Origin of the sequence: Paenibacillus forsythiae T98 (genome assembly GCF_000520735.1) — a bacterium.
Classification (GTDB): Bacteria; Bacillota; Bacilli; order Paenibacillales; family Paenibacillaceae; genus Paenibacillus_AQ; species Paenibacillus_AQ forsythiae.
The window spans coordinates 1-3,683 of sequence record NZ_ASSC01000779.1 but is presented as its reverse complement, the minus strand read 5'-3'; the positions used below and the strand labels follow the sequence as shown (position 1 = coordinate 3,683).

General features: G+C 58.9%; 3 protein-coding genes. All 3 read left to right on the top strand.

Going from position 1 to position 3,683, the window contains the following annotated elements; all coding sequences use genetic code 11:
- Nucleotides 1–1,259, top strand: a 1,259-nt coding sequence (locus L692_RS0123755; RefSeq protein WP_025702442.1) for a YheC/YheD family endospore coat-associated protein, incomplete at its 5' end; no start/stop codon positions are given.
- A complete protein-coding gene (locus L692_RS0123750) occupies nucleotides 1,256–2,371 on the top strand; it encodes a YheC/YheD family endospore coat-associated protein (RefSeq protein WP_025702441.1) in 1,116 nt (371 codons plus the stop codon). The genes L692_RS0123755 and L692_RS0123750, both read left to right, overlap by 4 nt.
- Nucleotides 2,372–2,490: 119 nt before the next feature.
- On the top strand, nucleotides 2,491–3,621 hold the full coding sequence (locus L692_RS0123745) for a YheC/YheD family endospore coat-associated protein (RefSeq protein ID WP_025702440.1): 1,131 nt from the start codon (nucleotides 2,491–2,493) through the stop codon (nucleotides 3,619–3,621).
- Nucleotides 3,622–3,683: the final 62 nt, after the last annotated feature.

Here is a 3,683-nt window from a genome sequence, read left to right as displayed (position 1 = left end):
GGCTCGGCAAAGAAGCCATTCCGGCGGTGGTTAAACCGATCAAGCGCGCCGGCAAGCATCTGTTTCTGGCCTCGGGCGTCCAGAATGCCATCAAAGTGCCCAAGTCGGGCAGCATCTACCTGCGAAACCTTCAGAACGACGAGGTGCAGCTTGGGCCGCTCGTCGGCGTGCTGTCCGACGGTCCGGGTTCTCCGGGCCAGCCGTTCGCTTCCCGAACGGGCTTCATCAAGCAGCTGCTGCGCCAAGGCAGCAGCATGTGCTATATTTTCGCGTTCACGCCCCGCGACATTAATTGGCAGCAGGAACGCGTGAACGGCTACTTTCTGACAGAGAACGGCAAGTTCGAGCGCAAGATGGTGCCCCTGCCCGATGTCGTCTACAACCGGCTGCCTAGCAGAAGAGCGGAGACTTCACAAGCGATCAACCAGCTGCGGGAACGGTTTATCCGCAAGAAAATCCCGTTCTTCAACTGGAGCTTCTTCAACAAATCCGATATATACCGGCTGCTTGAAAGCGACAGCTTCGCCAGCCAACACGTACCCGAAACGCGCAGCAGCCCGGAGCCGGGCATCATTAAAGATATGCTTGAGCGCCATCATTTTGTCTACTACAAGCCTTCGGCCGGCAGTCTCGGCCACGGCATTTACCGCCTGACCTATCTGCCCAAACGAGGCTATTTCGCCCGTTACCGCAAGGGGGGCAAGAATGTGCTTCTCCGCTTCTCCACCTTCGACAGCCTGATGCGTCTGCTGCAATCCCGCCACGGACGCACCCTGCACAGCTATGTCGTTCAGCAGGGCATCCGGCTGATCGAAATCGACGGGTGCCCGATCGACTTCCGGTTCCACATGCACAAGAATGGCAGCAACCAGTGGGTTGTGGTCGGGATCGGAGCGAAGAAGGCCGGGCGCGGCAGCGTAACGACCCATTTAAAAAACGGCGGCTCCCTCCTTACTCCGCAGCAGGCGCTTGGCCGGGTATTCGGAGCCAAAGCCGACGAAGTGCTGCAGCGGGCGAAGCAGACAGCGATCCGGCTGGCGGAATCGCTGGAAATCCAGCACCGCCATCTGCTTGGCGAAATCGGGTTCGATCTTGGCATCGACCAGGATGAAGATATCTGGATGTTCGAGGCCAACGCCAAACCCGGACGGTCCATCTTTCGCCATCCGTCCCTGCGCGCTGAAGGCAAGGCCTCCATCGAGCACATTCTGGAGCACTGCCTGTACCTCAGCAAGTTCCGCAGGAGGGATGATATGTGAACATCCGGACAGACAATGACAAACCGGTCATCGCCATTCTGACGACCAGCGACAAGCTGAGACTGTTCCGAGGCAATCATAAGAACTTTCGCGACATCATCCGTACCGGCAGGGAGCTCGGCTATCTCGCTTATGTAGTTACCGTTCGCGACCTGAAGCTGGAGAACTCCTCCGTTACCGGATATGTTCCGGGTCCGGGCAAGTCATGGACCGCTGTCCAGCTGCCTTCCCCGCAGATTATCTACAACCGCATTCCCACCCGTGAAGAAGAAGCCAAGGCTGCGGTCTCCCGTAAAATCGCCGAGTGTCTGGAGCATCCGGGCATTCGGCTGTACAATCCGTATTTTTTCAATAAATGGAGTCTGTTCGAATGGCTGAAGGGCTCTAACGCGACTTCCCGGCATGTGCCGGCTACGAGACGGCTGAGAAGCTCACGCACGCTGACTTCGATGCTGAAGACCCACTCCAGCCTGTATCTCAAGCCGGAGAGCGGCAAAGCCGGAAAAGGGATCATGCGGCTAAAATACCAAGCAGACGGCACGCTGCCGTACCGTCTGCAAATCCAGAGCGGGAAGAGGAACGTAACCTACAAGGCGGCGTCGATTGAACGGCTGTGGACCCGCATCGGAAAAGAACGCGGCAGCTCCCACTATATCGTCCAGCAGGCGATTGAGCTTGCGACCTGCAAGGGAAGACCGTTCGACCTGCGCGTGCTGCTGCAAAAGAACGGCAGGGGCGGCTGGGCGGTAACGGGCATCGGCGCCAGACTGGCCGGCTCCCGCAGCATTACGACCCATGTCCCGCGCGGCGGCAGCGTCGAAGATCCGTCCAGGATGCTGGAAGCGATGTTCGGACCCGAACGGACCGCCTCCATCCTGAAGAACGTCTCTTCCACCGCCCTGCTGATCGCCCGGCAGATTGAGCGTGCTTCCGGCTATACGCTCGGTGAAATGTCCATGGATCTTGGCGCCGACGACAAAGGCGGACTCTGGTTCTTCGAAGCCAATTCCCGGCCCATGAAATTCGACGAGCCGGAGATTCGCAAGCTCTCGCTGGAACGAATCTTCTATTACAGCCAGCACCTGGCCCGCCAAGCCGCCATTAATCCATAAAGGACGTGACAAACCAGCATGCGGATATCCTTCATATATGCTTCCGGTCTCTCCGGCGCGGCAGCACGGGCGGCGGAGCGAAGCCGGGCATCCATTTTCATGCGAGAAGGTGAACTCCAGTGTCAGTGCCCGTCTTAGGCATTCTTACCCTGTATCTGAACAGCGCCAAACAGCTCGAAGAGAAAGGCATCTACCGCAAAATGATCACGCAGGGCAAACGGATCGGCCTTGACGTCTTCGTGTTCACACCGATGGACGTCGACAGCGGCAAGCAGCGGATTCATGCGCTGGTATTCAATCCCGAAACAGGCAATTGGGAACGTAAATGGCGGACCTTCCCCGACATGATCTATGACCGCTGCCGGATTCAGCGCAGCGAGCGGTTCCAGCAGCTGCTGCGCTTCCGTTCGCGTTACAGCCATCTTACCTTCCTGAACCGGCCGCTGCGGAATAAATGGACGATTCACCAGACATTCTCGCAAAAAGGCCGGTTCCGGCCCCATATGCCGGTGACGCTGCTGTATCACTCCTCCTCCGATCTGCACCAAATGCTTAAGGCCAGTTCCGTCATTTATATCAAGCCGATTAACGGCACCGGAGGAAGAGGCATTCTGCGCATCGAGCGGCTGAAAGAGACTCGCGGAATGTTCGATATCCAGGGCCGCCGCCAGAACCGGCGGATTATCCAGCCGCGCCAGGTATCGCTGCCCAGGCTCGAGTCCATCGTGCGCCAGTGGTGCATCGGCGGCCGGTTCCTGATCCAGCAAGGGATTCCGCTGCGCCTTCCAAGCGGGCGGTTCCACGATTACCGGATGCTTGTTCAGAAGAACAGCGAAGGCAAATGGGAGCTGACCGGAATAGCCGGCCGTGTGGGAGCCGCCAAGAGCGTCACCTCCAACCTGCACGGCGGCGGACATGCGGTCAGGGCGGAGACGCTGCTGAAAGAGTGGCTCGGCAGCGGCGAGAAAGCGGCCAAAGCCATGTCAACGGCGGAAAGGCTCGGACTGGATGCCGCTGTCTTCCTGGAAGACAGCTTCGGCACGCTATGCGAGCTGGCGCTTGACCTGGCCATCGACCGGGAAGGCAAAGTCTACGTGCTGGAGGTCAATCCCAAGCCGGCCCGCGAGGTGTTCTCAAGGGCCGGGGAAAAAGACACCTACCGCAAGGCGCTTCAGCAGCCGCTGGAATATGCGCTTTGGGTGTACCGCACGAAGCTGTCGCCTTCATCCTCGAAGAAAACCGAAGAGTAGCAGGCTGCGCCAAGGCGGTGGCAGATGTCCCCAACAAGCGAACCCTCCTCCTCCCGCCTCGG